The sequence below is a fragment of the Mesorhizobium sp. WSM4904 genome (assembly GCF_029674545.1).
Classification (GTDB): Bacteria; Pseudomonadota; Alphaproteobacteria; order Rhizobiales; family Rhizobiaceae; genus Mesorhizobium.
Window position 1 is genome coordinate 5,846,222 of the sequence record NZ_CP121354.1, and the last position, 25,701, is coordinate 5,871,922.

Annotated in this window: 29 protein-coding genes; 8 read left to right on the top strand and 21 right to left on the bottom strand. The window is 64.1% G+C overall.

Annotated elements, in window-relative coordinates; translation table 11 throughout:
* Window positions 1–209 precede the first annotated feature (209 nt).
* The gene (locus QAZ47_RS28400; protein ID WP_278233901.1) at window positions 210–818 is read right to left on the bottom strand and encodes a YqgE/AlgH family protein; all 609 of its coding nucleotides are present in this window, start codon (window positions 816–818) and stop codon (window positions 210–212) included.
* Window positions 819–945: 127 nt separating this feature from the next.
* Between QAZ47_RS28400 and QAZ47_RS28405 the strand changes: the two genes are divergently transcribed.
* The 3 genes from QAZ47_RS28405 (at window position 946) to QAZ47_RS28415 (ending at window position 2,794) form a co-directional block, all read left to right on the top strand.
* Window positions 946–1,752 (top strand): protein-disulfide reductase DsbD domain-containing protein, encoded by an 807-nt coding sequence (locus tag QAZ47_RS28405; RefSeq protein WP_278231578.1) that lies wholly within the window; start codon window positions 946–948, stop codon window positions 1,750–1,752.
* A gap of 83 nt (window positions 1,753–1,835) precedes the next feature.
* The gene (locus QAZ47_RS28410) at window positions 1,836–2,318 is read left to right on the top strand and encodes a peroxiredoxin (RefSeq protein ID WP_278073290.1); all 483 of its coding nucleotides are present in this window, start codon (window positions 1,836–1,838) and stop codon (window positions 2,316–2,318) included.
* Entirely contained in the window at window positions 2,318–2,794 is a 477-nt protein-coding gene (locus tag QAZ47_RS28415) for a DUF2938 domain-containing protein (protein WP_278231579.1), read from the top strand. The genes QAZ47_RS28410 and QAZ47_RS28415 overlap by 1 nt, the downstream gene beginning before the upstream one ends.
* A 12-nt stretch (window positions 2,795–2,806) precedes the next feature.
* Here the strand turns inward: QAZ47_RS28415 and QAZ47_RS28420 are convergent, their stop codons facing one another.
* From QAZ47_RS28420 to coxB, 12 genes are all read right to left on the bottom strand, one after another.
* Window positions 2,807–3,400: a histidine phosphatase family protein gene (locus tag QAZ47_RS28420; protein ID WP_278204246.1), complete on the bottom strand. Its 594-nt coding sequence runs from the start codon at window positions 3,398–3,400 to the stop codon at window positions 2,807–2,809.
* Window positions 3,401–3,433: 33 nt separating this feature from the next.
* Entirely contained in the window at window positions 3,434–3,964 is a 531-nt protein-coding gene (rnhA, locus tag QAZ47_RS28425) for a ribonuclease HI (protein ID WP_278204248.1), read from the bottom strand.
* Complete coding sequence (locus QAZ47_RS28430; RefSeq protein ID WP_278231580.1) at window positions 3,961–4,923, bottom strand: homoserine kinase; 963 nt, start codon at window positions 4,921–4,923, stop codon at window positions 3,961–3,963. The genes rnhA and QAZ47_RS28430 overlap by 4 nt, the downstream gene beginning before the upstream one ends.
* Window positions 4,924–5,928: a 4-hydroxy-3-methylbut-2-enyl diphosphate reductase gene (gene ispH / locus QAZ47_RS28435; protein WP_278204252.1), complete on the bottom strand. Its 1,005-nt coding sequence runs from the start codon at window positions 5,926–5,928 to the stop codon at window positions 4,924–4,926.
* A gap of 75 nt (window positions 5,929–6,003) precedes the next feature.
* A complete protein-coding gene (locus QAZ47_RS28440) occupies window positions 6,004–6,759 on the bottom strand; it encodes an SURF1 family protein (RefSeq protein ID WP_278231581.1) in 756 nt (251 codons plus the stop codon).
* The gene (locus tag QAZ47_RS28445; protein WP_278073297.1) at window positions 6,756–7,142 is read right to left on the bottom strand and encodes a DUF983 domain-containing protein; all 387 of its coding nucleotides are present in this window, start codon (window positions 7,140–7,142) and stop codon (window positions 6,756–6,758) included. The genes QAZ47_RS28440 and QAZ47_RS28445 overlap by 4 nt, the downstream gene beginning before the upstream one ends.
* 85 nt (window positions 7,143–7,227) lie before the next feature.
* Entirely contained in the window at window positions 7,228–8,109 is an 882-nt protein-coding gene (locus tag QAZ47_RS28450) for a cytochrome c oxidase subunit 3 (RefSeq protein ID WP_278231582.1), read from the bottom strand.
* A gap of 1 nt (window position 8,110) precedes the next feature.
* Complete coding sequence (locus tag QAZ47_RS28455; protein WP_126101448.1) at window positions 8,111–8,743, bottom strand: cytochrome c oxidase assembly protein; 633 nt, start codon at window positions 8,741–8,743, stop codon at window positions 8,111–8,113.
* A gap of 7 nt (window positions 8,744–8,750) precedes the next feature.
* Complete coding sequence (locus QAZ47_RS28460; RefSeq protein WP_278231583.1) at window positions 8,751–8,933, bottom strand: hypothetical protein; 183 nt, start codon at window positions 8,931–8,933, stop codon at window positions 8,751–8,753.
* The gene (locus QAZ47_RS28465; protein WP_278204263.1) at window positions 8,930–9,874 is read right to left on the bottom strand and encodes a heme o synthase; all 945 of its coding nucleotides are present in this window, start codon (window positions 9,872–9,874) and stop codon (window positions 8,930–8,932) included. Before QAZ47_RS28465 ends, QAZ47_RS28460 begins: the two co-directional genes overlap by 4 nt.
* Before the next feature lie 73 nt (window positions 9,875–9,947).
* The gene (gene ctaD / locus QAZ47_RS28470; RefSeq protein WP_278204265.1) at window positions 9,948–11,597 is read right to left on the bottom strand and encodes a cytochrome c oxidase subunit I; all 1,650 of its coding nucleotides are present in this window, start codon (window positions 11,595–11,597) and stop codon (window positions 9,948–9,950) included.
* Between the two features lie 38 nt (window positions 11,598–11,635).
* Window positions 11,636–12,520 (bottom strand): cytochrome c oxidase subunit II, encoded by an 885-nt coding sequence (gene coxB, locus QAZ47_RS28475; protein ID WP_278204267.1) that lies wholly within the window; start codon window positions 12,518–12,520, stop codon window positions 11,636–11,638.
* Between the two features lie 328 nt (window positions 12,521–12,848).
* On the opposite strand from coxB, the gene QAZ47_RS28480 reads away from it, so the two are divergent.
* From QAZ47_RS28480 to QAZ47_RS28495, 4 genes are all read left to right on the top strand, one after another.
* Complete coding sequence (locus tag QAZ47_RS28480) at window positions 12,849–13,391, top strand: invasion associated locus B family protein (RefSeq protein ID WP_278073304.1); 543 nt, start codon at window positions 12,849–12,851, stop codon at window positions 13,389–13,391.
* A gap of 127 nt (window positions 13,392–13,518) precedes the next feature.
* Complete coding sequence (tldD, locus tag QAZ47_RS28485; RefSeq protein WP_278231584.1) at window positions 13,519–14,931, top strand: metalloprotease TldD; 1,413 nt, start codon at window positions 13,519–13,521, stop codon at window positions 14,929–14,931.
* Window positions 14,932–14,964: 33 nt separating this feature from the next.
* Complete coding sequence (locus tag QAZ47_RS28490) at window positions 14,965–15,240, top strand: AbrB/MazE/SpoVT family DNA-binding domain-containing protein (RefSeq protein ID WP_278231585.1); 276 nt, start codon at window positions 14,965–14,967, stop codon at window positions 15,238–15,240.
* A 65-nt stretch (window positions 15,241–15,305) separates the two neighbouring features.
* The gene (locus tag QAZ47_RS28495) at window positions 15,306–16,043 is read left to right on the top strand and encodes a transglutaminase-like cysteine peptidase (RefSeq protein WP_278231586.1); all 738 of its coding nucleotides are present in this window, start codon (window positions 15,306–15,308) and stop codon (window positions 16,041–16,043) included.
* A gap of 135 nt (window positions 16,044–16,178) precedes the next feature.
* On the opposite strand, the gene QAZ47_RS28500 is transcribed toward QAZ47_RS28495, so the two are convergent.
* The 3 genes from QAZ47_RS28500 to QAZ47_RS28510 form a co-directional block, all read right to left on the bottom strand.
* Complete coding sequence (locus QAZ47_RS28500; protein ID WP_278231587.1) at window positions 16,179–18,887, bottom strand: caspase domain-containing protein; 2,709 nt, start codon at window positions 18,885–18,887, stop codon at window positions 16,179–16,181.
* 170 nt (window positions 18,888–19,057) lie between these two features.
* Window positions 19,058–20,299: a class I SAM-dependent RNA methyltransferase gene (locus tag QAZ47_RS28505; protein ID WP_278231588.1), complete on the bottom strand. Its 1,242-nt coding sequence runs from the start codon at window positions 20,297–20,299 to the stop codon at window positions 19,058–19,060.
* Window positions 20,296–21,069, bottom strand: coding sequence for a TlyA family RNA methyltransferase (locus QAZ47_RS28510; protein ID WP_278231589.1), 774 nt, complete (start codon window positions 21,067–21,069; stop codon window positions 20,296–20,298). Before QAZ47_RS28510 ends, QAZ47_RS28505 begins: the two co-directional genes overlap by 4 nt.
* A gap of 114 nt (window positions 21,070–21,183) precedes the next feature.
* Here QAZ47_RS28510 and QAZ47_RS28515 point away from each other — a divergent pair, with 114 nt between their 5' ends.
* The gene (locus tag QAZ47_RS28515) at window positions 21,184–21,579 is read left to right on the top strand and encodes a GFA family protein (protein WP_278231590.1); all 396 of its coding nucleotides are present in this window, start codon (window positions 21,184–21,186) and stop codon (window positions 21,577–21,579) included.
* 58 nt (window positions 21,580–21,637) lie between these two features.
* Here QAZ47_RS28515 and QAZ47_RS28520 read toward each other — a convergent pair whose 3' ends face one another.
* From QAZ47_RS28520 to QAZ47_RS28540, 5 genes are all read right to left on the bottom strand, one after another.
* Complete coding sequence (locus QAZ47_RS28520; RefSeq protein ID WP_278231591.1) at window positions 21,638–21,913, bottom strand: hypothetical protein; 276 nt, start codon at window positions 21,911–21,913, stop codon at window positions 21,638–21,640.
* Window positions 21,914–22,063: 150 nt separating this feature from the next.
* The gene (dxs, locus tag QAZ47_RS28525; protein ID WP_278231592.1) at window positions 22,064–23,977 is read right to left on the bottom strand and encodes a 1-deoxy-D-xylulose-5-phosphate synthase; all 1,914 of its coding nucleotides are present in this window, start codon (window positions 23,975–23,977) and stop codon (window positions 22,064–22,066) included.
* A 231-nt stretch (window positions 23,978–24,208) separates the two neighbouring features.
* Window positions 24,209–25,129, bottom strand: coding sequence for a pirin family protein (locus tag QAZ47_RS28530; protein ID WP_278231593.1), 921 nt, complete (start codon window positions 25,127–25,129; stop codon window positions 24,209–24,211).
* Between the two features lie 9 nt (window positions 25,130–25,138).
* Window positions 25,139–25,405, bottom strand: coding sequence for a DUF2277 domain-containing protein (locus tag QAZ47_RS28535; protein WP_127426349.1), 267 nt, complete (start codon window positions 25,403–25,405; stop codon window positions 25,139–25,141).
* Window positions 25,406–25,449: 44 nt separating this feature from the next.
* Window positions 25,450–25,701, bottom strand: a complete 252-nt coding sequence (locus QAZ47_RS28540; protein WP_278204284.1) for an exodeoxyribonuclease VII small subunit — start codon at window positions 25,699–25,701, stop codon at window positions 25,450–25,452.

Here is a 25,701-nt window from a genome sequence, read left to right on the forward strand (position 1 = left end):
TGGAGTAGCGAGGCCCTCTGCGATTGGCCGTGACATCCATCGCATCGTCATCCTCGGGCTTGACCCGAGGATCCATTCCGTGACGTTAAGGCGTTGGAAGCGTTTCAGAATTCTGCACCGTTGCATTCCATGGTCGATGTAACGGCATGGATCCTAGGGTCTGCGCGCGTCGCTTCGCTCCTTGCTCCGCCCTAGGATGACGACAGCGCCTATGCATGCCCCGCGGCGGCGCTGAGATGGGCGAGATCGATGCCGATCGAGGCGAGGATGCGGTCGTATTTGCGCTCGATGTCGGCGTCGAACAACAGCTCGGTCGTCGCCGGGCAAGTCAGCCAGCCGTTCTCGGCGATCTCGCTTTCGAGCTGGCCGGCGCCCCAGCCGGAATAGCCGAGCGCCATCAACGCGTGACGCGGCCCGCGGCCTGTCGAGATGGCCCGCAGAATGTCGACCGTGGCGGTAAGGCAGATGTCGTCGGAGACGTTGAGCGAGGATTCCACGCGATAGTCGCCGGAATGCAGCACAAAGCCGCGGCTGCGATCGACCGGCCCGCCATTGCGCACGACGAAATCGCGGGCGTGCGCCGGCAGGCGGATCGCCTCCTGCTCGTTCATGATGCCAAGCTGCACCAGGAGATCCGGAAACAGCATCTGCTGTGTCTGGTTGATGATCAGGCCCATCGCGCCCTCGTCGCTGTGGGCGCAGATATAGATGACCGAGCGCGTGAAACGATCGTCCTTCATGCCCGGCATGGCAATCAGGAACTGATCATCGAGAAAGCCGCGCCCGGCGGCCTTCTTTTTGTGGCGCAACAAGTCCATGAGATTGAGCGTAACGCGTTTCCGCCGCGCCGAAAAGATGGTGAGGCTGCCGGATGTCACGCAAATATGATACCGGCGGGAACATGAAATCATTGCGCGGCCAAGAACGGGCGATCAAATCACCGCCATGCGATACCTGAACATTGTGGCGCTCGGCGCCGTCATCGGCCTTGGAGCAGGCCTGCCGGCCGAGGCTTCGTCCTCGGCCTGGTACAACAGCGAAGGCGGCAAGGTGCGGCTGGTGACCAGCGGCAAGCCAGACGAGGCCGGCAAAATCCATGGCGTGCTCGACATTGCGCTGAAGCCCGGCTGGAAAACCTATTGGCGCGACCCGGGCGATTCCGGTGTGCCGCCGCAACTCGACGTCTCGGCCAGCACCAACATCGCCAATGCGCGGCTGTCGTTTCCGCCGCCGCGGCGCCACGACGACGGCTACGGCAAATGGGCGGGCTATGACCGCCCGGTGTCGCTGCCGGTGACCTTCACGCTGTCATCGCCCGACCAGCCGGCGACCATCGATGCCAACATCTTCCTCGGCATCTGCGAGACGATCTGCATTCCGGTGCAGACGCGGCTCAGCGTCGATCCCGCCTCCGATCCGGACAATGCAGCGGACGCGGCGCTGGTCAAGACGGCGCTTGCAACGCTCCCCTCGCCGGCGCGGCCCGATTTCGGCATCCACGTGCTGGCCGGCGATCACGAGACCCTCGTCGTCGAGGCGCAGTCGCCAGGCGATCCGGATTCGGTCGATTTCTTCATCGCCGGCGATCGCGACTACATGTTCGGCGCACCGTTGCGCGGCGAGCGGAACGGCAAGCTGGTGTTCACGGTGCCGATCCTCGACCGGCCGTCGGCGACGCCCACGGACGGCGGGCTTTACTATACGCTGACCGGCGCCGATGGTTCGGTCGACGGATTGTTGCCTTTCCCTTGATCCAGATTTGGTGGGCGGTTGCGGGAAGCCGCTCAGTCCGGTATCGCACAGATCCTTCCCAATCTCCCCAAAGCGAGGACCCCATGACCATTTCGGTTGGCGAAAAACTGCCCGAGGCGACCTTCAAGGTGATGACCGACGACGGCGCCAAGCCCATGACCGGCGCCGAGATCTTCGCCGGCAAGAAGGTCGTGCTGTTCGGCGTTCCCGGCGCCTTCACGCCTACCTGCAGCAACAACCATCTGCCGGGCTATCTCGAGAACCATGACGCCATCCTGGCGCGCGGCGTCGACACCATCGCGGTGGTCTCGGTCAACGACGTCCATGTCATGGGCGCCTGGGCGCGCTTCACCGGCGGCGAAGGCAAGATCCTGTATCTCGCCGATGGCAGCGGCGACTTCGCCAAGTCGGTCGGACTCGACAACGATCTCTCTGCGAACGGCATGGGACTACGCTCGAAGCGCTTTTCGATGATCGTCGACGACGGCAAGGTCGTGGCGCTCAATGTCGAAACCAAGCCGGGTGTCGACGAGAGCGGCGCGGCGAAGATCCTCGAGCAGCTCTGATGCTCGACATCGTCTGGCGCGCCGTTGCGATCGGCATCGGCGCTACGGTCTTCATGGATGTCTGGGCGATCGTGCTCAAAAAGGCGTTCGGCCTGCCGCGGCCGAATTGGGGACTGGTCGGCCGCTGGGTGCGGCACCTGCCCGAGAAGGTGTTCTACGACGACATCGGGAAAGCCATACCGTATGCGTATGAGAAGGCGCTGGGCTGGGCGTTCCACTATCTCGTCGGTATCCTTTACGGCATCATCCTGGTCGTGCTTGCGGGAGCGCGCTGGCTTGCCGCGCCGACCTTCCTGCCGGCCTTCATCCTCGGTATCGTGACCGTCGGCGCCGGCTGGTTCCTGCTGGCGCCCGGCATGGGTGCCGGCTGGGCGGCGTCCAAACTGCCCAACCCGATGCTGGTCCGCGCGCTCAACCTCGTGTCGCACACGGTGTTCGCTCTCGGCCTGTTCTCCACGGCACTGCTGATCCGCTGATTCAGCGGATAATTAGATGCCGTTGTGCGGTGCCATCCTGTCGATCGGCAGCCATCCGTGGATGACGCGTCGCGCAACCAAATCATAGGCGAAAAAATTGCCGCCGCCTGCCGGCTGATCCGCTTCGCGGCTGATCTCGCGTCCGCTGAGATGAAGCAGCAAGAGCGTTCCCACCCCTCCGTGGCCGACGAAAGCGATGTCATCGCCTCGGCTGGTTCCGAGCACGAGTTCGACTTCGCCCACGATACGACTTTGGGCATCGACAGCTCGCTCCCATCCGCGAACGCTGACGTGCGGATTGGCGAAGAACCGGTCCGCGACCGCTTCGAATTCGGGCGGCGGCAGGAAACCGGTTGCCGACCGGTCATTCTCATGCATGCGTTGCCTGACCTCGACCGCAAGACGGAGATGCTTTGCCAGGATTTCGGCTGTCTCGATCGCCTTGCGTTCACCCGACGACACGATGCGGCGGATCGACCCGACCCAGGGCTGATCGAGCATCGCAAAGGCTCTCGCTCTGCCGGTGTCGGAAAGCCCCCACTCCGGCACAGGAATGCTGGCGTCGATCTGAACCTGGGGATGCGCGATGTAGTAGGCGATCGGCACGACAAAGACTCCCCGTTCAGAGAGCTGCGGAGATCAATAGCTCTGGGTCGAGCGCCGCGCCTTTGCGACCGACGGCTGCTTTGCACGCGCAACCGGCTGCGAAGCAGCAACAGGCTTGACCGGCCCTTTCTTGAACGGCGCCATGCCTTGCCTCGCCAGCTCGTCGGCGCGCTCGTTCTCCGGGTGGCCGGCATGGCCCTTCACCCAATGCCAAGTGACCTTGTGACGCCTGTTGGCCTCATCGAGCGCCTGCCAGAGCTCACCGTTCTTGACGGGCTTCTTGTCGCCGGTCTTCCAGCCGTTCTTCTTCCAGCCATGGATCCATTTGGAAATGCCGTCCATGACGTATTTGCTGTCGGTGTAGAGGTCGACCGTGCAGGGTTCCTTCAGCGCATTGAGCGCGGTAATGGCGGCAAGCAGCTCCATGCGGTTGTTGGTGGTCTCGGCCTCGCCGCCCGACAGCTCCTTTGTCGCACCATTGTAGCGCAGCACGGCGCCCCAGCCGCCGGGCCCGGGATTGCCGGAGCAGGCGCCGTCGGTGAAGATCTCGACTTGCTTGCTCATATCAGTCCGTATTCTGAGGGGGATTTGATCGCGCGGTGGAAACGCATGCGGCGGATATATTCGGTCGGATCGCGCTTCATCACCAGCCCGCCGTCAGGAATGGTGAGCCAGTCATAGAGCCTGGTCAGCATGAAGCGCAGCGCCGAGCCGCGCGCCAGGATGGGCAGCGCCGCCTTCTCGTCTGCCTGCAGCGGCCGCACCGACTGGTAGCCGGCAAGCAGCGCTGCGCCCTTGGTGAGGTTGAAGGAAAAGTCCTTCTCGAAGCACCAGGCGTTGAGGCAGGTGGCGACATCATAGGCAAAGAGGTCGTCACAGGCGAAATAGAAGTCGATCAGGCCGGAAAGCTTCTCGCCGAGGAAGAAGACATTGTCCGGGAAGAGATCGGCATGGATGATGCCTTGCGGCAGGCCGGCAGGCCAGTTGCGCTCGAAGTCGAGGAAGTCTGCATCGACCTCGGCCGCCAGCCCCGGTTCGACCTCGTCGGCGCGGTCACGCGAGGCGGCCCAGAGCTTGCGCCAGCCGTCTATGGCAAGCGCGTTCGGCCGCTTCATCGGAAAATCCTGGCCGGCGAGATGGAGCGCGGCCAGCGCCTTGCCGACCTCGCCGCAATGCGCGGCTGTCGGGCGCCTGAGCGACAGGCCCTCGAGGAAGGTGATGATGACGGCAGGGCGGCCGGCAAGCGTGCCGATGACTGTGCCGTCATGGGCGGTGACGGGAAGCGGGCAGGAAATGCCCTTTCGCGCCAGATGGCCCATCAGGCCGAGGAAAAAGGGCAGATCGGCCTTGTCGACGCGCCTCTCGTAGAGCGTCAGGATATAGGAACCCGTGGAAGCGTGGACCAGGAAGTTCGAATTCTCGGTGCCCTCGGCGATGCCCTTGTAGGACAGAAGCTCGCCTACCGGATAGGCTTTCAGGAAGGTGGTGAGCTCGCCTTCGGTGACGTCGGTGTAGACGGCCATTCACGCGGCCCCGTTGACGAAGGCCATGTCGGCCGCCGTCAGTTCGACATCGCGCAACACCCGCATCACCGGAAAATCCTCCGTTTCCGTGGCCGTTATGGCCAGATCGATGGTGACGTCGAAGCGCTGCCGGAACGCGTCGATGATCTCGTCGACGATGATTTCCGGCGCCGAAGCGCCGGCCGACAGGCCTAGCGTCGAAATCTCGCCGATCTCATCCCACGGAATTTCGGCGGCCCGCTGTACGAGAAGCGACATCGCGGCACCCGCGCGTTCCGCCACTTCGACAAGGCGCCGCGAGTTGGACGAATTCGGCGCGCCGACGACGAGGAAGAGATCGGCGCCTGCCGCCGTTTCCTTCACCGCCTCCTGGCGGTTGGTGGTGGCATAGCAGATCGATTCGGCAGCCGGCGCGTGAAGCTCGGGGAAGCGCTCCTGAAGCGCGCGGATGATGCCGGCGGTGTCCTCCACCGACAACGTCGTCTGGGTGACGAAGCCAAGCGCTGCCGGATCGGCCGGCACGAAGCGCGCCGCATCTGCCTCGGTCTCGATCAGGGTCACGGCTCCCTCCGGCAGCTGGCCCATCGTGCCGATCACTTCCGGGTGGCCGGCGTGACCGATCAAAAGCACGTGCCGGCCGAGCCGCTGGTGGCGCATCGCCTGCTTGTGCACCTTGGACACCAGCGGACAGGTGGCGTCGAGATAGAAGAGATTGCGCGCCTCGGCGTCGGCCGGCACCGATTTCGGCACGCCATGCGCTGAAAAGACGACCGGCGACTTCCGATGCTCGGGCGGGATCTCGGAGAGCTCCTCGATGAACACCGCGCCCAGGCTCTGCAGCCCCTCGACGACATAACGGTTGTGCACGATCTCGTGGCGGACATAAACCGGCGCGCCGTATTTCTTCAGCGCCAGCACGACGATCTGGATGGCACGGTCGACGCCCGCGCAAAAGCCGCGCGGCTGGCAGAGCCTGATCGTCAGCGGTGGCTTTTTCTCAATCATCGAAACGGGCCGGTTCAATCGAAAGCTGGAGGCGAAATGAGGCGTGCACCCCTGCCCTGTCAAGAGCAGCCGCGTTCACCCCTCCTTCGCCGGGCGGCGGAGCCTGAGGATCAGCATGGCGGCAAGGGCGGCCGCCAGGCCGTACCAGGTGACGGCATATTGCAGATGGTTGTTCGGCAGATCGATGATGGTGACGCCGCCGACCGGCAGGCCGCCGGGATTCGGCGTCTTGTCGGCATCGATGAAGAACGGCACCAGCACGGCGCCTGCCGGAACGCCGGCGGTCGAGGCCATGACGTCGCGATCCTTCCAGTAGAAGATGTTCTTGGCGATATCGTTGTTGGGCAGCATCATCGAAGGCTTCCCCGGCAGCGGATTGCGGGCAAGCCCGGTCACCGTCACCTTGCCGGCGACCTCGCCCTGCCGGCGCTTGGCCGGGTCCTTGAGGTCGTAAGGCACGAAGCCGCGATTGACGAGCACGAAGCGGCCGTCCTCGAGCCGCAGGGGCGTGTAGACGTTGAAGCCGGTATCGCCTTCCCAGGTGGAGAAGAAATGCCGCTCGCCCTGGTGCAGGAAGGTGCCGGTGACCGTCACCGGCGTGTAGTCGACATCATGAGAGGCGCTGAATTCCTTTTCGACGTCAGCCAGCGGCAGCGGCGCCGCATGGGTGCGCCTGTCGATGGTCTCGAGCAGTCCTTCCTTCCAGTGCAGGCGCTGGACCTGCCAGGTGCCGAGACCGAGGAGAACGGCGAACAGGACAAGGCCGAGCCCAAGCAGCAATGCGTTGCGCGACCGCGAACGGCCGGCAGGCGAACCGGTCGCGTCGCTCATTGGCCGCTGTCCAGCCTGCCTTCCGCGGCCTTCTTCGAATATTGCAGGGTGATCAGGACACCCTTGATGAGGCGCAGCGCCGTCAGGCACAGCACCAGCGCCAGCGGTATCCACAATATGAAATGCAGCCAGAGCGGCGGGCTCAGCGTCACTTCCATCCACAGCGCCAAGCCGACGACGATGAAGCCGATGATCAGGATGACGAAGACAGCCGGCCCGTCGCCGGCATCGGCGAAGGAATAGTCGAGGCCGCAATTGTGGCAACGCTTGCCGACGGTGAGGAAGCTGGAGAACAGCTTGCCTTCGCCGCAGCGCGGGCACCGGCCGTGCAGGCCTGCCGAAACCGGGTCGATGGGAGGCCAGATAGCCTTGTCTTCGCTCATGTCTGCACCCTAGACCCTTTCGCTCAAAAAGATAAGGCGGCCACGTCGCCGCAGCCGCCCGTTTGGTCTCCGAAAACTGTTGGTTTTAGTGGGCTTCGATCATCGCGCCGCTCGATGCCCAGACATAGATGCAGCTGAACAGGAACAGCCAGACCACGTCGACGAAATGCCAGTACCAGGCGGCCGCCTCGAAGCCGAAATGCTGCTTCGGGGTGAAGTCGCCGCGTATCGCGCGCACCAGGCAGACGAGCAGGAAGATGGTGCCGATGATGACGTGGAAACCGTGGAAACCGGTCGCCATGAAGAAGGTGGCGCCGTAGATCGAATCCTTGAACGCGAAGGGCGCGTGCATGTACTCGTAGGCCTGCACCATCGTGAACAGCATGCCGAGGCCGACGGTCAGCACCAGGCCGTTGATCAGGCCCTTGCGGTCGCCATGCAGCAGCGCGTGGTGGGCCCAGGTCACGGTCGTGCCCGACGTGAGCAGGATGATGGTGTTATAGAGCGGCAGGTGGAAGGGATCGAGAACCTCCAGGCCCTTCGGCGGCCATACGCCGCCGGTGAAGGTGGCGCGTGCATATTGCGCGGCCTCGCCCGGGAACAGGCTGGCGTCGAAGAAGGCCCAGAACCAGGCGACGAAGAACATCACCTCGGAGGCGATGAACATGATCATGCCATAGCGCAGGTGCAGCGACACGACGCGCGTGTGATAGCCCTCATGCGCCTCCTTGATGGTGTCCGACCACCAGGCGAACATCGTGTAGAGCACGATGACGAGGCCGATGAAGAACAGCCACGGATTGGCGATGTTGTGACCGAAGACCGGGAAGGTGTCGGCCCTGAGATACCGCATCAGGCAGACGCCGCCGACGGCGGTCACCAGCGCCCCGATCGAGCCCAGGAAAGGCCAGGGGCTCGGATTGACGAGATGGTAGTCGTGGTTCGGTTTTGCGTGCGCGTCTGCCATATCAACCCCCGAGGCTTGCTTCGGAATCTGGAACTTTGTTGCTGCTGCCAGCAGCCGGCGCGGACGACGCGACCGGCTGTTTCTTCTCGACCGGGAACATCGTGTAGGACAAGGTGATGGTCTTCAGGTCCTTCAGTTCCGGCACGTTGACGATGTCTGGATCGACATAGAACACGACCGGCATGTCCAGCGTCTCGCCGGGCTTCAGCGTCGTGTCGGTGAAGCAGAAGCACTCCACCTTGTTGAAATAGGCGCCGGCCATTTCCGGCTGCACGTTGAAGGAGGCGCGGCCGGTGATCGGGCGGTCGAATTTGTTGGTCGCGCTGTAATGCGCCTGCGTGGTCTCGCCGATCTTGATCGTCACCGAGCGGGCTACGGGCTCGAACTGCCACGGAATGCCGTTGGTGTTGGCATCGAAGCGGATGGTGATGTCGCGGTCGAGCACGCGACCGGCATATTGCTTCTCGGCGCGCTGCGTCGTGCCGCCATAGCCGGTGGCCTGGCAGAACATCTTGTAAAGCGGCACCGCCGCGTAAGCCATGCCGACCATGCCGGTGAAGAAGGCCAGGCAGACCGCCACGACGACGCGGTTGCTGTTCTTCCTGACGGGCCTGGTGGTGATCTCGCCGCTCATCGCCGCTTCACATCAAGTTCGTAGGCGTGAGGCCGGAAGCATTGTGGCCGAACTTCACGATGGTCGCGACGTAGAAGATGACGACGAGCGCGGCCAGCGCCACGCCGATGGCGAGGGAGCGATTGCGCCGCGCCTTCCGCTGGCGCTCTGTCAAGGTCACCAGTTCGAGGTTCTTGTCGGCCACGATCATGCTCCCCCCGTCATGAGCGCGCGCCCGACCACGCTGTCGACGAGATAGGCGGCGAAGACAGCGAAAAGATAGAGCAGCGAATAGCCAAACAGCGCCTTGGCCGGCTTCATCGCGCGGTCGGTGTCGCTCATGCCCAGCACCTTCCAGGCATACCAGACGAAGCCCGCGCCCAGCGCGGCAGAGACGGCGCCATAGGCAGCGGTGGTGTAGCCGAGGAACCAGGGCAGCACACCGACCGGCGCGAGGATCAGCGCATAGGCAAATATCTGGCGACGCGTGGACGCAGGTCCGGCCACGTTCGGCATCATCGGGATGCCGGCGCGGGCGTAATCATCGGACTTGAATAGCGCCAGCGCCCAGAAATGCGGCGGCGTCCACAGGAAGATGATGAGGAACAGGATCAGACTTTCGAGGCTGACCGATCCGGTGACGGCCGCCCAGCCGATCACCGGCGGGATGGCGCCGGCGGCGCCACCGATGACGATATTCTGCGGCGTCCAGCGCTTCAGCCACATCGTGTAGACGACGGCGTAGAAGAAGATGGTGAAGGCAAGAAGCGCCGCAGACAGCCAGTTGACCAGCACGCCAAGCGTCATCACCGACAGAACGGAGAGCACCAGGCCGAAGCTCAGCGCCTCGCCGGGTGTGACGCGGCCCGCGGGCACCGGGCGGCCGGCGGTCCTGGTCATCACCGCGTCGATGTCGGCGTCGTACCACATGTTGAGCGCGCCCGAGGCGCCGGCACCGATGGCGATTGCCAGGATGGCGATCACCGCCAGCAGCGGATTGACGGCCACCGGCGCCGCAACCATGCCGACAAAGGCCGTGAAGACGACCAGCGACATGACGCGCGGCTTCAGGAGGGCGAAGAAATCGCCCGCGGTTGCTTCCGACATGCGAAAGCCCGCTTCCTCCATCAATTTGTGGTCGGCAAGGGCCATGCGTACTTAAAGTCCATCATTCCGTTGGCCAAGACCGCCGGCTCACCGGCGGCCTCGTATTTCGGGCAGTTGCTTACTTGATTTTCGGCAGCTGTTCCCACTGGTGGAACGGCGGCGGCGAAGGCAGCTGCCATTCGAGCGTGGTGGCACCCTCGCCCCACGGATTGGCGCCGGCGACGCGCTTCTTCTGAAAGGCCTCGAACACGCCGTAGAGGAAGATCGCCACACCGACAGCAGCGATGTAGGAGCCGTAGGACGAAACCATGTTCCAGCCGGCAAACGCATCCGGATAGTCGACGGTACGGCGCGGCATGCCGGCGAGGCCGAGGAAGTGCTGCGGGAAGAAGATCAGGTTGACGCCGACGAAGGTGACCCAGAAGTGGGTGTTGGCGATCACAGGCGAGTACATGTAGCCGGTCATCTTCGGGAACCAGTAGTACCAGCCTGCGAAGATGGCGAACACCGCGCCCAGAGACAGCACGTAATGGAAGTGGGCGATCACGAAATAGGTGTCGTGCAGCGAGCGGTCGAGGCCGGCATTGGCGAGTTGAACGCCGGTGACGCCACCGATCGTGAACAGGAAGATGAAGCCCAGCGCCCACAGCATCGGCGGCTTGAAGCTGATCGAGCCGCCCCACATCGTGGCGATCCAGGAGAAGATCTTCACCCCGGTCGGCACCGCGATGACCATGGTGGCGAACACGAAATAGCGCTGCGTGTCGAGCGACAGGCCGGTCGTGTACATGTGGTGCGCCCAGACGATGAAGCCGACGGCGCCGATCGCGACCATGGCGTAGGCCATGCCGAGATAGCCGAAGACGGGCTTCCTCGAGAAGGTCGAGACGATGTGGCTGATGATGCCGAAGCCCGGCAGGATCAGGATGTACACCTCGGGGTGGCCGAAGAACCAGAACAGGTGCTGGAAGAGCAGCGGATCACCGCCATTGTCCGGCACGAAGAAGGACGTGCCGAAGTTGCGGTCGGTGAGCAGCATGGTGATGCCGCCAGCCAGAACCGGCAGCGACAAGAGCAGCAGGAAGGCCGTGATCAGCACCGCCCAGGCGAACAGCGGCATCTTGTGCATCGTCATGCCCGGCGCGCGCATGTTGAAGATGGTGGTGATGAAATTGATCGCGCCGAGGATCGACGAAGCGCCGGCGATGTGGAGCGCGAGAATCGCAAGGTCCATCGCAGGGCCTGGTGATCCGGCCGTCGAGAGCGGCGGATAGATCGTCCAGCCGCCGCCGGGGCCGAAGGCGCCGGGCGAGCTCGGCACGAACATCGAGCTGAGCAGCAGGATGAAGGCCGGCGGCAGCAGCCAGAAGGAGATGTTGTTCATGCGCGGGAAGGCCATATCGGGCGCGCCGATCATGATCGGCACCATCCAATTGGCGAAACCGCCGATCAGAGCCGGCATGACCATGAAGAAGATCATGATCAGGCCGTGCGCGGCGCCGAAGGCATTGTACATGCTCTTGCCGCCGTCGATGGCGGCATCGCCCTGCATGCCGTAGACCATCTGCGCCAGACCGCTGAAGATCTGGATGCCCGGCTCCTGCAGCTCCATGCGGATGGCGACCGAAAGCGCACCGCCGATAATGCCGGCGATGATCGCGAAGATCAGGTAGAGCGTGCCGATGTCCTTGTGGTTGGTCGAGTACACCCACCGGACCCAGCCATGCGGCCTGTGGTCGTGGTGGTCGTGAGCTGCAGCCTCTGCCATATTCCGCTCCGTTCCCTAAATCTTGCTAACCCGCGGCGTCAGTTGCCAGCGGCCGCTACCTTGTTGGTACCATCGATCTCGGCCATCAGCGCCTTGTTGGCGGCCGGCACGTCGGTCTTGGCCGTCTCCAGCCAGGTCTTGAACTGCGCGTCGGACACGACGCGAACCGCGATCGGCATGAAGGCGTGATCCTTGCCGCAAAGCTGCGAGCACTGACCGTAATAGAGGCCTTCCTTCTCCGCCTTGAACCAGGTCTCGTTGGTGCGGCCGGGCACGGCGTCCATCTTGATGCCGAAGGACGGCACGGCGAAGGAGTGGATGACGTCGGTGGCCGTGATCAGCACGCGGGTCATGGTGTTGACCGGCACCACCAGCTCGTTGTCGACGGCGAGCAGGCGCGGATAGAGACTGCGGTCTTCCTTGCCGGCCTTGGCGCGATCGGCATCCTGAAGCACAGCCGAGTTGAAGGAGAAACTCTTGTCGACCTGGTACTCGTAGTCCCAGTTCCACTGGTTGCCGGTCGCCTTGACGGTGAGCTTGGCTTCTTCCGGCGGCGTGTACTGCGCGGTGAGCAGTTGGAAGGAGGGAATTGCGATGAGCAGCAGCACGACGACCGGCCCGACCGTCCAGATCACCTCGATCAGCGTGTTGTGGCTCGTCCTCGACGGCACCGGGTTGGCGCTCGCGCGGAACCGCAGGATGCAGTAGGCGAGCAGGACCAGCACCAGAAGGGTGATCACCACGATGAAGGCGAAGGTGTAGTTCCCGAACCATTCGATCTGCCGCATCATGTCGGTCGCGGGCGCCTGGAAACTGGTCTCCCATGGCTTGGGCTGATCCGCATAGGCGGATGCGCTGGAGAGGAGCGCGCCTGCGGCCGCAGCACCTGCCAGAAGTCTGGCGCTTGCCATGAATTTTCTCATCGCCCTCTCGTCTCCCACTTCCTGCGATCGGATCGCACCAATAACGAACGACGCCGGGATTGGGAATCCCGGTCTGTCCCTAAGGTGGTTCAAACCATACTCTATTTCCCTCCGCAAGGAAGGAGCGGACGAAACCGTGCGGCATTTTTGCGCGCAACCCAAAGGGCATCCCCGGCCATCGCCGCGCCGCGCGCCGGACGGTCGCAATTCGGGCGAATTTGCTCTGGAAAAGCGTGTAATTGCCGGTATCTGGGCGGGCCGGCGACGGTCTCGTCCTTTACTTGGCCTTGGCGCAGCTTAAAGTGCCGTGATTCGCAATGGAGCCGTCATGACTTCCTGGCTTTCGAGACCCCTGGCGAAGGTCGTCTTCCTTGCCGTTCTGCTTGGCGCCAGCCTGACCAGCGCAGCGAGCGCGGCCCCACCTCAGACCGCCGCACCGCCCAGCGGCACGGTCAAGTCGACGCATGGCGCGTGGTCGATCATCTGCGACACGCCCGCCGGCGCGACCTCCGAGCAATGCGTGATGATGCAGAACGTCGTCGCCGAGGACCGCCCGGAGATGGGGCTTTCCGTCGTGGTGCTGCGCACCGCCGACAACAAGGCCGAAATCCTGCGGGTACTGGCGCCGCTCGGCGTGCTCTTACCCAACGGGCTTGGCCTCAACGTCGATGGCAAGGACATCGGCCGCGCCTATTTCGTGCGCTGCTTCCAGGACGGCTGCTATGCGGAAGTGATCCTCGAGAAGCCGCTGCTCGACACGCTGAAGAACGGCACCTCGGCCACCTTCATCGTCTTCCAGACGCCGGAGGAAGGCATCGGCATTCCCGTCGACCTCAAGGGATTCGCGGAAGGTTTCGCCGCGCTCCCCTGACCCGATGGGGCAGCAGGGCCGTCTCTTGTCCGCGGCGATGACAATCCCGTGTGAACACCGCCGATTGTCTTGACCTCACTTCGCCCCTACATCGGGGAAAGACAAAACCGCCAGCGGACGCCCTGCCATGAACAGCCTGATCGGCCAATTCGACATTTCCGACGATCGTGTCAAAGAGATCGTCGCCGACACCATCAAGGGCGCCGACGACGGCGAGCTGTTCCTCGAATACAGCGAAAACGAAGCGCTGATGTTCGACAATGGCCGGCTGAAGACGGCCAATTTCAACACCGATCAGGGTTTCGGCTTGCGCGCCGTCGCCGGCGAGGCCAGTGGCTATGCGCATTCGAACGACCTTTCGGAAGCCTCGCTGCGGCGCGCCGCCGACGCCGTCTCGGCGGTCAAGGGCGGCTATTCGGGCCAGCTTGCCGCAGCGCCCGCCCGCACCAATCGTCACCTCTATGGCGACGAGAACCCGATCCCCTCGCCCAGCTTCGAGGCGAAGGCGAAGCTGCTGCAGGAGATCGACGCCTGGCTGCGCGCCGCCGACCCGCGCGTGCGCCAGGTGACGGCCTCGCTCGCCGCCTCCTGGCAGCATGTCGAAATCGTGCGCGCCGACGGCCAGGTGGTGCGCGACATCCGCCCACTGGTCAGGGTCAACGTCTCCGTGGTGGTCGGCGATGGCGACCGTCAGGAGAGCGGCTCCTATGGCATGGGCGGCCGCAAGAGCTTTGGCGAATTCCTCACCGAGGAGAGCTGGAAGCATGCCGCGCGCGAGGCGCTGCGACAGGCGCTGGTCAATCTCGAGGCCGTCCCGGCGCCGGCGGGCACCTTCGACATCGTGCTGTCCAGCGGATGGCCGGGCGTGATGCTGCACGAAGCGGTCGGCCATGGCCTGGAAGGTGACTTCAACCGCAAGAAGACATCGGCCTTCGCCGGCCTGATGGGCCAGCAGGTCGCGGCAAAGGGCGTCACCGTGGTCGATGACGGCACGGTTGCCGAGCGTCGCGGCTCGCTCACCGTCGACGACGAAGGCACGCCTTCGGCGCGCAACGTCTTGATCGAGGACGGCAAGCTGGTCGGCTACATGCAGGACCGCCAGAACGCGCGCCTGATGGGGATGAAGGCGACCGGCAACGGCCGGCGCGAGGGCTACGCGCACCAACCGATGCCGCGCATGACCAACACCTACATGACCTCGGGCGACATGAGCCCGGAGGAGATCATCGCCTCGGTCAAGAAGGGCATCTATGCCGTCTCCTTCGGCGGCGGCCAGGTCGACATCACCTCGGGAAAATTCGTGTTCGGCTGCACCGAGGCCTACATGATCGAGGACGGCAAGGTGACGCAGCCGATCAAGGGCGCGATGCTGATCGGCAACGGGCCTGATGCCATGCACCGCGTAACCATGGTCGGCAACGACATGAAGCTCGACAACGGCATCGGCATGTGCGGCAAGGCCGGACAAGGCGTGCCCGTCGGCGTCGGCCAGCCGCATCTGAGGATGAACCAGATGACGGTCGGCGGCACCAGGGTTTGAGGCACCGGAACTTTCCGGTAATATCAAGTCCCAATGACCAGTTCTGAAAAACTCACGACGACCGTCTCGAAAAAGGGACAGGTGACCTTGCCCAGCGCGATCCGAAAACGGCGGGACTGGGATGCCGGCACCCGCTTGCAGGTCGAAGATGTACCAGAAGGCGTCCTGCTGAAGCGGGCGCTGGCTTTTGCCCCGACGCAGCCGAAGGAGGTGTTTGGCATCCTGGCGCATAGCGGCATGCCAAGAACGCTGCAGGACATGGACGCCGGGGTCCTTGCCGAAACGCAGCGCCGCCATGCTCGCGATTGATGCCAATCTGCAGAAGCGTAGCGACCCCGCCGGACGCGAACACGATCGTGTTAGCAAATTATTAATTGTTCAATTGCCTTGGCCGGCGTTTCCGCATTAACTCGTCGCCAGTCTTCTCGTTGCGGTGGTGTCTGGCATTGTTGCGTTCCCCTGGCGTCCTGACCTCTTCGTTCCTCGTTGGCCTTGTTTCGTTGATCGGCGCGACATCGCTGTGCGTCGATACGGCGACGGCGCAGTCGACATTGTTCAAGCGGCCATCGACGCAACCTTCTGCCGATGTTTTACACTCCGCCTCGGTTGGAGGACGCACCAGCGTTCCCTACGGCTGGCTGGATTTCTGCCACCGCCGGCCGAAAGAGTGCAAAGTGCCTGCCCTGCCGGCCACGAACGTCAAGCTGACCACGCAGAACCTGCACACCCTCAAGCGGATAAACCAGAAGGCGAACCGCGCCATCAAGCCCGTCAGCAACTACGATCACTGGGGCACGATGATGGACCACTGGGACTATCCGGTGGACGGCAAGGGCGACTGCAAGATCTACGCGCTCTACAAGCGCAAGCTTCTCATGGAAGCGGGATTCCCCCGCCAGGCGCTGCTGATGACGGTGGTGCGCGACCTGAACAATGAAGGTCACACCATTCTGACCGTGAAGACCGACAAGGGCGATTTCGTCCTCGACAATCTGGTCGACGAAGTCCGGCCCTGGAACGCGACCGGCTATTATTTCCTGAAACGGCAGTCGCAGCAGAATCCCAACATCTGGGTGTCGATCAACCAGCGCGGCGGCACGCCGAGAACCTGACGAATGCCGCCGAACTGGTAGACTGAGCGGCCCGCATCGTCGGAGCGGACCGGCCTTTACGGGCCTGTGCATAGGTACCACCGCCTTGCAAGCTCACGGGCCGGAAAGTCCGGCCCATGAGTAGCTTTCGACCGCCTACTGCTGGCAAGCCGGTTCGCCCTCCTGTCCGCAAGACGGCCTCTTCTTGAACTGCTGCTTGAACTGCTGCTGCGGCTGCTCCTGCGGGACACGCCGCTCTTGCATCTGCGGTCTCGGCTCGGCGCGGAATTCCGGCTTCGGCTCCGATCTCTGCGGCCGGAGCACCTGCTCGGCCGGCCTTTCCTGCCTGAACTGGCGCTGCGCATTCTCGTTCGGCCTATTGACCCTGAAATTGCGCTGAACGTCGACTTCCGGGCCGCCGGCCCCTTCTTCGTTCTGCAGCCTGCGGAACTTCCTGCCCCCGCCGCCGGCTGCGCCCTGAGTCTGATCGGAGAACACGGACGGATTGTTCCTCCTGAACCGCTTCTGCATGCTCGGCTCGTTGTCGGTCGGCTCACCGTTGACGGTCGGCAGTCTGCGGAACTTCCTGCCCCTGTCGTTCCCGCTGGGCGCGCCCTGATTTTCGCCGGAGAACTCGTCCGGATTGTTGTTCCTCAGCCGCTCCCGCACGCTCGGCCGATTTTCGGCCGGCTGACCGTTGACTGTCGGCAGCTTGCGGAACTTCCTGCCCTTCTCGTTTCCGCTGACCGGGCCCTGATTATCCGGTTCGACCACGGACTGGCCGGCGGACAAATCCCTGCGCCTCAGCTTTTTCGGTTTGCCGGTGCTTTGATCGGAGAAAGCGTTGGGATTGTTCTTCCTGAACCTCTCCTGGGCGCTCAGCTCGTTGTCGGCCGGCGCACCGTTGACGGTCGGCAGCTTGCGGAACTTCCTGCCCTTCCGCTGATCCGTGCCCTGCTCTCCGGTCACGGCGGCGCCGGCATTTCCCGTCGCTTCCTGGTTGCCGCCCGCGATGCCTTGCTTTCCGAGCTGCTTCCTGGACCTGTTGCCCGGCAAATTCTGTTCGTTGGGCGCCGGCTTGCCGTTGACGAGCGGCAGCTTTTTGCCGTCGGCTCCGGGCAAGGCGTGGTCGCGCGACAGCTTGCCGGTCGCGGACTGGGTCTCCGGCTGCGCGGTCGCGGCGCCTGGCTGCTGACCCTGGATAACACGCTGGCCGGGCTTCGGTGGCAAGCCCACCTGTTGCCTGGACTGGGCCTGACCGGATATGGCCGCCCGCTTCTTCAGCAGCGGCGGCAGCGCAACCTTGGCCGCCAGCGCATCCGCGCGGGCGCCAACGGCGCCTCCGACCGTCTTTTGGCTCGTGGTGACGCCACCCTGAGTATTGCCGCTCGGCTGCGCGGCCTGATTGATGGTCTCGTTTCTGATCGTCGTGTTGATGTTGTTGATGACGGTCGTGTTGTGGATGTTGTTGAAGATGATGTCGTTCGGCGGCGGCACGATGTGGCGCGGCGGGTTGACGAACACGGGTATCGGCACGAACACCGGCGTCGGCAGGATGTAGACGTCAACCGGCGGTGGCGGCGGCTCAAGCACGACGAAATCCGGCGGCGGCGGCGGCAGGAAGACCACCGTGATCGGCGGCGGCGGCTCGAAATCGAAATCGGGATCGTCGAAATAGAGCACCGGCCGGTCGATATAGATGATTTCCTCTTCCGGCGGCGGCGGCACGTCATAGACGATGACGGTGAAGCTCGCCGGCGGCTCCAGATCGGCATCGAAATGCTCCAGGCGGCGGCGCGCGTCCCAGGCATGCGGGCCGTGCGGATAGCGCTCCAGATAGGACCAGTAGGCTTCAGGCGTGTCCGTCATCCAGGTCTCACGCCAGGTGATCGCCTCGCGCCGGGCCGCGAGGATGGCGCGCACACGCTTGGCCATCGGATCGTGCGGATAGACGTCGAGGAAATCCTCGTAGCCGCGCATCGTGTCGCGCTCGAGGGCGGCAACATAGGCGTCATGCGCGCTGAAGTCGCGAATCGGCCTGGTGCGCATCGCGCGGGTCTCCGCGGCCGAAACCTTGGGCGGGGGAGCTTCCGCGCTGCGTTCGAAGAAAACGAAAGGCGCGGTGATCTTCGAAGCGCTCCATGGCAGTTCCCCGCCCTGCGTGACTTCGCTGACACGCAGCCGCGTGCGGTCGAACACGTCCTGCAGCGACAGGCCGCCTTCGCGCATCATCTCGGCCAGCGCCTGGGCGTAGGCTCCGTAGGGGCCTTTGCCCTCCGGCGCGACCGTTCCGGGAGCGGCGTTGAAGGCAATCAGCATGTTCGGATCGGGATCGACCAATGCAAGGCCACCGGCCAGCGGCTCTTTCGACTGCGGAAACGGATTTGGCCGCGCCGCGTCGAGCACAACGATATTGACCTTGGTCGGCAGCCCGGACAGCGACCTGGTGACGTCTGAGATCCGCATCGCCTGAAGCGGGACATCGGCCGGATTGGCGATCTGGGCATCGACCGGAAGGAAGTAGTTCTCGCCCTCGAACTGCACGCCATGCCCAGCGAGATAGATGAAAACGACGGCGTCGGGACCGGCGGCCGATACCTTGCCAATGAAATCGCGGAACGCGCCGCGCAGCGAGTCCTGGTCCACGTCGCGCGCGCCGACCACATCGAACCCGGCGGCCTGCAATGTCTGTGCGATTAGGCCGGCGTCATTGGCGGCCGTTGCGAGTTCGCCGGTCTTGTAGGAGCCATTGCCGATGACGAAGGCCAGACGCTTTTCGCCTTGCGCCAATGCCCCGGTTGCGGCGCTGACCGCGAAAAAGATGAGAATGACGACGAGGCCGAGGAATTTCTGAAGCGCCTGCATGGCAATCCGCTATCCTTATCCGCCATCCCTCCATAACATTAACGCCGGAGAGGCAGGAATGTTTCCCTAACAGCGCAAAATTAAGAGCCCGCATAAAGGCGGCTTTAGGGCGCAATTTCGTCGGAAGAACAGAGGCTTCACAAAATTTCCTGCGAACCAGCGGTTGCGGATTACCGCCGCCGCTTCGGCTTCTCCAGCAGCGCGACCGCCTCGACATGCGGCGACCACAGGAACTGGTCGATCGGCGTCACGCTCTTCAGCTGATAGCCGCCGTCGAGGAGGATGCGCAGGTCCCGTGCCAGCGTCACCGGATTGCAGGACACGGCCGCGACAAGCGGCACGTCCGAGCGGGCGATCTGCTTCGACTGGTCCTCGGCGCCGGCGCGCGGCGGATCGAAGACGAGGCCGTCAAAGCCGTTCAGTTCCTTAAAAGTCAGAGGCCGGCGGAAGAGGTCGCGACGCTCGCTTATCACCCGCTTCAGGCCGCCGGCGAAACGAAAGGCGCGGTCGAGCGCCGCAAGGGCCGGCGCATCTCCCTCGACGGCATGAACCTCCGACTTCGCCGCAAGCCTGAGCGCGAAGCTGCCGCAGCCTGCAAAAAGGTCAGCGACTTTCTTGGCGCGCGACAGATGCCGCCCGACGAGACCAGCCATCGTCTGCTCGGCGGCCTCCGTCGCCTGCAGGAAGGCACCGGGCGGCACTGCGACGGCGACCGACCCGAACTGCACCACCGGCTTTTTCGGCTCGACGATCACCTCGCCGTCGATGGAAAGCCTCGCCAGGCCCTCGGCCATCACGAAATTCGAGGCGATGCGGCGCTGGTTTTCGCCGAGCTTGCCCGCATCCTGGACGGCAACATCGAGGCCGGACGCCGTGACCGTGACCGTCATGTGGAAGGGTTTCGGCGTGGCGCAAACCAGATTGGCCAGCCTCCGCAAGCGGTCGAGCGACCCTACGATCGCCGGCAGCGAGATCGGGCATTCCTCGATCGGGATGATCTCGGAGGAGAGTGCGCGCACGAAGCCGAGCAGCATGCCGGCCTCGGTGCGCCTTGCGCTGAAGACGACGCGGCGGCGCGTCTGCGGCGCGCAAGGCACCAGCGCATCGATCTCGCCGGCGATGCCCTTGGCCTTCAGCGCCTGCACGACCCGCTCGCGCTTCCACTGTCGATAGGCCTCGGCCTCGAAATGCTGCAGCGCACAGCCGCCGCATTCGGTGAAATGGCGGCAGGGCGGATCGACCCGGAGCGGCGAGGCTTGCAGCACCGACATCAGCGTCGCGCGATCCTTCTGGCGCGCGGCGGTGACCGTCTCGCCCGGCAGCGTGAACGGGATGAAAACCTCGCCGCTATCGGCGCTGGCGACGCCGTCGCCTTGCGAACCGAGCCTGGAGATGGTGAAGCGCGCGCTCATTGCGATGCACCGTCCTTGACGGCGGCGAGCAGGAACTCGCGATTGCCGTCGCCGCCTTCGATCGGCGACGGGTGTAGCCCAAGCACGCGCCAGCCCGGCACGGCGGCAAGCCAGTCGCGCAATTCTGTGGCGACGCGCTCGGCATCGCCTGGATCCTTGAGCAGTCCGCCCTTGCCGATCGCTTCGCGGCCGGCTTCGAATTGCGGCTTGACGAGAAGCAGCGCCCTGGCGCCCTCGCCGGCCAGCGCAAGCGCCGGCGGCAGCGCCATTTTCAGCGAAATGAAGCTGACGTCGCAAACGAGGAAATCCGGAACGCGGCCGCCGAGATCGGCGGCCGTCAGGTCACGTGCGTTGACACCCTCGATCACCGTCACGCGCGGGTCGCCGGCAATATCCGGATGGATCTGGCCGTGGCCAACATCGATCGCCGTGACATGGGCGGCGCCACGTTCGAGCAGCACCTGGGTGAAACCGCCGGTCGAGGCGCCGATGTCGAGCGCCTCGCTTCGCGAAGGATCGAGGCCGAAACGGTCGAGGCCGGAAATAAGCTTCAGCGCCGCGCGCGACACATAGGCTTGCGCGGGATCGTCGATGGCGATCAGGCAGTCCGACGCAACGGATTGACCAGGCTTGCGGGCAACGCTGCCCTCAACGGTCACCGTGCCGCGCTCGATCGCATCGCGAGCGCGCGAACGGCTGGCGAACAGGCCGCGCGCAACGAGCAGGTCGTCGAGCCTTGGGCGCGTTCTGGCTGGCACAGGAGAACTCATCGGCCTTCATTGGCGAAAGCCGAACGCGAAGGCAATGGCAGCGTGTTGAATATAACGTGGAGCGCGGCAGAATGCAGATACCGAAAGTTCGCTCACCCAGCCGAGGAGGAGGCTATGCTGAAGGGAACCTGCCATTGCGGCGCCGCCCACTGGACCCTGGAAGGCGATCCAGGATCGATCACGGCCTGCAACTGCACGCTCTGCCGCCGCTACGGCACGCTCTGGGCCTACGACTATCTCGACGAGCGTATCCGCATCGCAGGACCAATGAGTTCATACACACGGGCCGAAGTGGCCGAGCCGGCGCTCGAGATCCTGTTCTGCCCGACATGCGCCTGCGTGCTCGCCTGGCGCGGTCTGCGCTCAGGCGGCCGCATTCGGATCGCTGTCAATGTCCGGCTGGCGCCGCCGGAGGCCGTCGCCGACCTGCCGATCGACCATTTCGACGGTCTCGACAGTTTCGACGACCTGCCGCGCGACGGCCGCTGCGTGCGCGATCTCTGGTTCTGATTTTTGTTTGATGCATGTCGTTGTCCCAAAACCGCGGGACACTTTTGGGCGACATACATCAGAAGACTGTCCGCGAAACCGGACGCTCGACGGCCGGCATCAGCCCGTCGTCGTTGGAAGCCTGGCTGCGCGGCTCAGCCGCAACCGGTTCGCCCCCCGTCAGCACCACCATTTGAGGAACCTGCTTATAGGAGAAGCCGCCGCGGATGTTGCCCATCTTGCTGGCGACGATGTCCATCACCGCCTTTTCGAGATTGCGGTCGTAACGCGTTTCGGCTGCCACCGGCGCGGCCATGGCCATCACAAGGGCCATGCCGCTCAGGAACGATTTCATTGTTCTTATCCCCTGCCTAGGACCAAGGTCTTAGCAGGGCGCCGTTGAAAATCGGCCAAGAGAGAAGGTAACCGAACCGCCAAACGAAAGCGTTAACAAATACTTACAGCCGGAAGCCGGCAAAGGGATTCAGCACGTTGAGATTTCGATTCAGGCGCGCTGCGCCTGCACGCCGTGGCCGAGCGCGGCAAAGACCGTGCGCACGATGCCAGCCGTATCGAGGCCCGCGTCGGCATACATCTTCTCGGGCTTGGCATGATCGATGAATTCGTCCGGCAGCACCAGCGGGCGCACCTTGAGTCCGTTTTCCAGCAGTCCTTCATGGGCGAGGAAATGCAACACCTGGCTGGCAAAACCGCCGACCGCGCCCTCTTCCACAGTCACCAGAACCTCATGCGAGCGGGCAAGGCGGCGGATGAGGTCCTCGTCCAGCGGCTTGGCGAAGCGGGCGTCGGCAACGGTGGTGGAAAGACCTGCCGCGCCGAGCTCCTCCGCGGCCAGCAGGCAATCCTGCAGCCGGGTGCCGAAGGACAGAAGCGCCACCTTGGTGCCTTCCTTCAGGATACGGCCCTTGCCGATCTCGAGCACCGAGCCGCGCTCCGGCATGTCGACGCCAACGCCATTGCCGCGCGGATAGCGGAAGGCGATCGGGCCGCCGTCATAGTCGGCCGCGGTGCGCACCATGTGGCGAAGTTCCGCCTCGTCGGCAGCGGCCATGACGACGAAGCCGGGCAGCGAGGCCAGGAAGGTCGTGTCGAAAGCGCCGCAATGGGTGGCGCCGTCGGCACCGACGAAGCCGGCCCGGTCGATCGGGAAGCGCACCGGCAGCTTCTGGATCGCCACGTCATGTACGACCTGGTCGTAGGCGCGCTGCAGGAAGGTCGAATAGATGGCGGCGAACGGCTTGTAGCCTTCGGTGGCGAGGCCGGCGGCGAAGGTCACCGCGTGCTGCTCGGCAATGCCGACATCGAAGGTCCTTGTCGGGAACGCCTCGCCGAACAGGTCGAGGCCGGTGCCGCTCGGCATCGCGGCGGTGATCGCCACGATGCGGTCGTCCTCGCGCGCTTCCTGGATCAGGCTCTCGGCGAAGACCTTGGTGTAGCTCGGCGCATTGGCCGGCGCCTTGGCCTGCGCGCCGGTGATGACGTCGAACTTGTTGACGCCGTGATATTTGTCGGCCGCCGCTTCCGCCGGCGCGTAGCCCTTGCCCTTCTGGGTCACGACATGGATCAGCACCGGGCCGTCGGCATTGTCGCGGACGTTCCTCAGCACCGGGATCAGGTGCTCGAGATTGTGTCCGTCGATCGGGCCGATGTGATAGAAGCCCATTTCCTCGAACAGCGTGCCGCCGGTGACGTAGCCTCGCGCATGCTCGACCGCGCGCGTGATGGCGCGGTCGGCGCGCTTGCCGAGATAGGACGACAGCTTCTTGCCGAAATCGCGCAAGCCCAGGTAGGCCTTGCCGGATGCGAGCCTGGCCAGATAGGCGCTCATGGCACCGGTCGGCGGGGCGATCGACATGTCGTTGTCGTTGAGGATGACGATCAGGCGGGCGTCGAGCGCGCCGGCATTGTTCATTGCCTCATAGGCCATGCCGGCGGACATGGCGCCGTCGCCGATGACAGCGATGACGTTGTTGCGACCGCCAGCGAGCTCGCGTCCCATGGCCATGCCGAGGCCGGCGGAAATCGAGGTCGACGAGTGGGCTGCGCCGAATGGGTCGTATTCGCTCTCTGCCCGCCGGGTGAATCCGGAGAGACCACCCTCCTGGCGGAGCGTGCGGATGCGGTCGCGGCGGCCGGTCAGGATCTTGTGCGGATAGGCCTGGTGGCCGACATCCCAGATCAGCCGGTCTTCCGGCGTGTTGAAGACATAGTGCAGCGCAACCGTCAGCTCGACGACGCCGAGGCCCGCGCCGAGATGGCCGCCGGTGTGCGACACGGCATCGATCAGCTCGGCGCGAAGTTCCGTCGCCAGCTGCGGCAGCTCGCTTTCCTCAAGCGCCCGCAAATCCGCGGGGATGCGGACCTTGTCGAGGAGCGGCGTATCGGGCTTCGGGTTCACTCTGGTGCGGCCTGCTGAAATCTTAACGTTGCATCAGAGCGGTTAACCGTTTCACCGCACCGCTCTGTCTTTTCTGTTTCACGCAATTCCGGACGGAAAACCGCTTCACACTTTTCCCGGAATTGCTCCAACCTTCACAATATGCGCCTTGATCATGCGCGAAATATGCCGCCGGCGAGCGAATGTAAATGCGTGTCAGTGACGCGGTTGGCGCAGGATGTCCATCCAGCTCTAACCTTCCGGCAGCGGAATGAATTCTTCCTCATCACCAGGAACGATATCGAAGCGGCCTGTCTTCCATTCTTCCTTGGCCTGCTCGATGCGTTCCTTCGAGGACGAAACGAAGTTCCACCATATATAACGCTTGGAGCCCAGCGACGCTCCGCCGAACAGCATGAAATGCGCGCCGCGCTCCGACGAAACGACGATCTCCTCGCCCGGTTTGAACACCAGAAGCCGCTCGGCCGGGAAGCGGTCGCCGGCAATCGAAACCTCGCCCTCCATCGTGTAGATGGCGCGCTCCTCGGCATCGGCCGGGATCTTCACGCTGGCGCCCGCCGCGAGCCGCAGATCGGCGTAGAGCGTTTCCGAAGCGGTCGCGACCGGCGAGCGCAGGCCGGAAAATTCACCGATGACGACGCGGCCGCCGACGCCCTCGGCGTCGATCTCGGGCAGGCGGATCACCGACGTGTTGGCGAACACCGGGGCGATTTCTTCCTGGTCGTCCGGCAGCGCAAGCCAGGTCTGCAGGCCGGAGATCGACATCGGCGCGCCGCGCAGCTCCTCCGGCGTGCGTTCCGAATGGACGATGCCGCGGCCGGCGGTCATCAGGTTCACATCGCCCGGCGCGATCACCATCTCGGTGCCGAGCGAATCGCGATGCCTGATCTTGCCGTCGAACAGATAGGTGACGGTGGAGAGCCCGATATGCGGATGCGGACGCACGTCGATCGCATGGCCGGCGCGCAGGATGGCCGGACCCATGCGGTCGAAGAAGATGAACGGTCCGACCAGCCTGCGTTTCGCGGTCGGCAAGGCGCGGCGAACCTCGAAGCCGCCAATGTCCTTGGCGTTGGGGATGACCATCAATTCGATCTGGTCGCAGGCGAAGGCATCGCCGGCCTCAGGATCGTTACCCGGGAAGAAGCTCATGTCACGACCTCAGGCGAAGCGGAGCGCGGACCTGGCTTTCGCCTTGGCGGCCTCTTCCTCGCGATTGCGCGGATGCTGGGTGGTTTCGAGGCTGTCGAGCAGCTCGCGCGCGGCGGCCGCGATCGCCTCGACGGCGTGGTGGAAGGCATGCTCGTTGCGCTTGGACGGCTTGGTCGAGCCACTCAGCTTGCGCACGAACTGCAAGGCCGCGTCATGGACCTCGTCGTCGGTCGCCGGCGGATCGAAATTGAACAGGGTCTTGATGTTTCGGCACATGCTTGGACTCCTTGCCTGTTTCTCTCTCCCCCACCGCTTCCGTTCTATTCGGCGTCGAGCGGCTCCGTTCCCACCGGCTTGCCGTCGCGCGACAGTCTGATCTTCTCGACCTTGTCCTCGGCGGCCTTGAGCAGCCGGTCGCAGTGGGCCTTCAGCGCCTCGCCGCGTTCGTAGATCCTGATCGACTGGTCGAGCGGGACATCGCCGCGCTCCAGATCATCGACGATCTTCTCCAGCGCGTCGAGCGCCTGTTCGAAACTCATCGCCTTGACGTCTTCGTTAGCTTCATCAGCCAT

Coding starts and splice junctions, on each gene's coding strand:
- QAZ47_RS28400 (WP_278233901.1), bottom strand. CDS start 818: ATGGACTTGTTGCGCCACAAAAAGAAGGCCGCCGGGCGCGGCTTTCTC.
- QAZ47_RS28405 (WP_278231578.1), top strand. CDS start 946: ATGCGATACCTGAACATTGTGGCGCTCGGCGCCGTCATCGGCCTTGGA.
- QAZ47_RS28410 (WP_278073290.1), top strand. CDS start 1,836: ATGACCATTTCGGTTGGCGAAAAACTGCCCGAGGCGACCTTCAAGGTG.
- QAZ47_RS28415 (WP_278231579.1), top strand. CDS start 2,318: ATGCTCGACATCGTCTGGCGCGCCGTTGCGATCGGCATCGGCGCTACG.
- rnhA (WP_278204248.1), bottom strand. CDS start 3,964: ATGAGCAAGCAAGTCGAGATCTTCACCGACGGCGCCTGCTCCGGCAAT.
- QAZ47_RS28430 (WP_278231580.1), bottom strand. CDS start 4,923: ATGGCCGTCTACACCGACGTCACCGAAGGCGAGCTCACCACCTTCCTG.
- ispH (WP_278204252.1), bottom strand. CDS start 5,928: ATGATTGAGAAAAAGCCACCGCTGACGATCAGGCTCTGCCAGCCGCGC.
- QAZ47_RS28440 (WP_278231581.1), bottom strand. CDS start 6,759: ATGAGCGACGCGACCGGTTCGCCTGCCGGCCGTTCGCGGTCGCGCAAC.
- QAZ47_RS28445 (WP_278073297.1), bottom strand. CDS start 7,142: ATGAGCGAAGACAAGGCTATCTGGCCTCCCATCGACCCGGTTTCGGCA.
- QAZ47_RS28450 (WP_278231582.1), bottom strand. CDS start 8,109: ATGGCAGACGCGCACGCAAAACCGAACCACGACTACCATCTCGTCAAT.
- QAZ47_RS28455 (WP_126101448.1), bottom strand. CDS start 8,743: ATGAGCGGCGAGATCACCACCAGGCCCGTCAGGAAGAACAGCAACCGC.
- QAZ47_RS28460 (WP_278231583.1), bottom strand. CDS start 8,933: ATGATCGTGGCCGACAAGAACCTCGAACTGGTGACCTTGACAGAGCGC.
- QAZ47_RS28465 (WP_278204263.1), bottom strand. CDS start 9,874: ATGGCCCTTGCCGACCACAAATTGATGGAGGAAGCGGGCTTTCGCATG.
- ctaD (WP_278204265.1), bottom strand. CDS start 11,597: ATGGCAGAGGCTGCAGCTCACGACCACCACGACCACAGGCCGCATGGC.
- coxB (WP_278204267.1), bottom strand. CDS start 12,520: ATGAGAAAATTCATGGCAAGCGCCAGACTTCTGGCAGGTGCTGCGGCC.
- QAZ47_RS28480 (WP_278073304.1), top strand. CDS start 12,849: ATGACTTCCTGGCTTTCGAGACCCCTGGCGAAGGTCGTCTTCCTTGCC.
- tldD (WP_278231584.1), top strand. CDS start 13,519: ATGAACAGCCTGATCGGCCAATTCGACATTTCCGACGATCGTGTCAAA.
- QAZ47_RS28490 (WP_278231585.1), top strand. CDS start 14,965: ATGACCAGTTCTGAAAAACTCACGACGACCGTCTCGAAAAAGGGACAG.
- QAZ47_RS28500 (WP_278231587.1), bottom strand. CDS start 18,887: ATGCAGGCGCTTCAGAAATTCCTCGGCCTCGTCGTCATTCTCATCTTT.
- QAZ47_RS28505 (WP_278231588.1), bottom strand. CDS start 20,299: ATGAGCGCGCGCTTCACCATCTCCAGGCTCGGTTCGCAAGGCGACGGC.
- QAZ47_RS28510 (WP_278231589.1), bottom strand. CDS start 21,069: ATGAGTTCTCCTGTGCCAGCCAGAACGCGCCCAAGGCTCGACGACCTG.
- QAZ47_RS28515 (WP_278231590.1), top strand. CDS start 21,184: ATGCTGAAGGGAACCTGCCATTGCGGCGCCGCCCACTGGACCCTGGAA.
- QAZ47_RS28520 (WP_278231591.1), bottom strand. CDS start 21,913: ATGAAATCGTTCCTGAGCGGCATGGCCCTTGTGATGGCCATGGCCGCG.
- QAZ47_RS28530 (WP_278231593.1), bottom strand. CDS start 25,129: ATGAGCTTCTTCCCGGGTAACGATCCTGAGGCCGGCGATGCCTTCGCC.
- QAZ47_RS28535 (WP_127426349.1), bottom strand. CDS start 25,405: ATGTGCCGAAACATCAAGACCCTGTTCAATTTCGATCCGCCGGCGACC.
- QAZ47_RS28540 (WP_278204284.1), bottom strand. CDS start 25,701: ATGGCTGATGAAGCTAACGAAGACGTCAAGGCGATGAGTTTCGAACAG.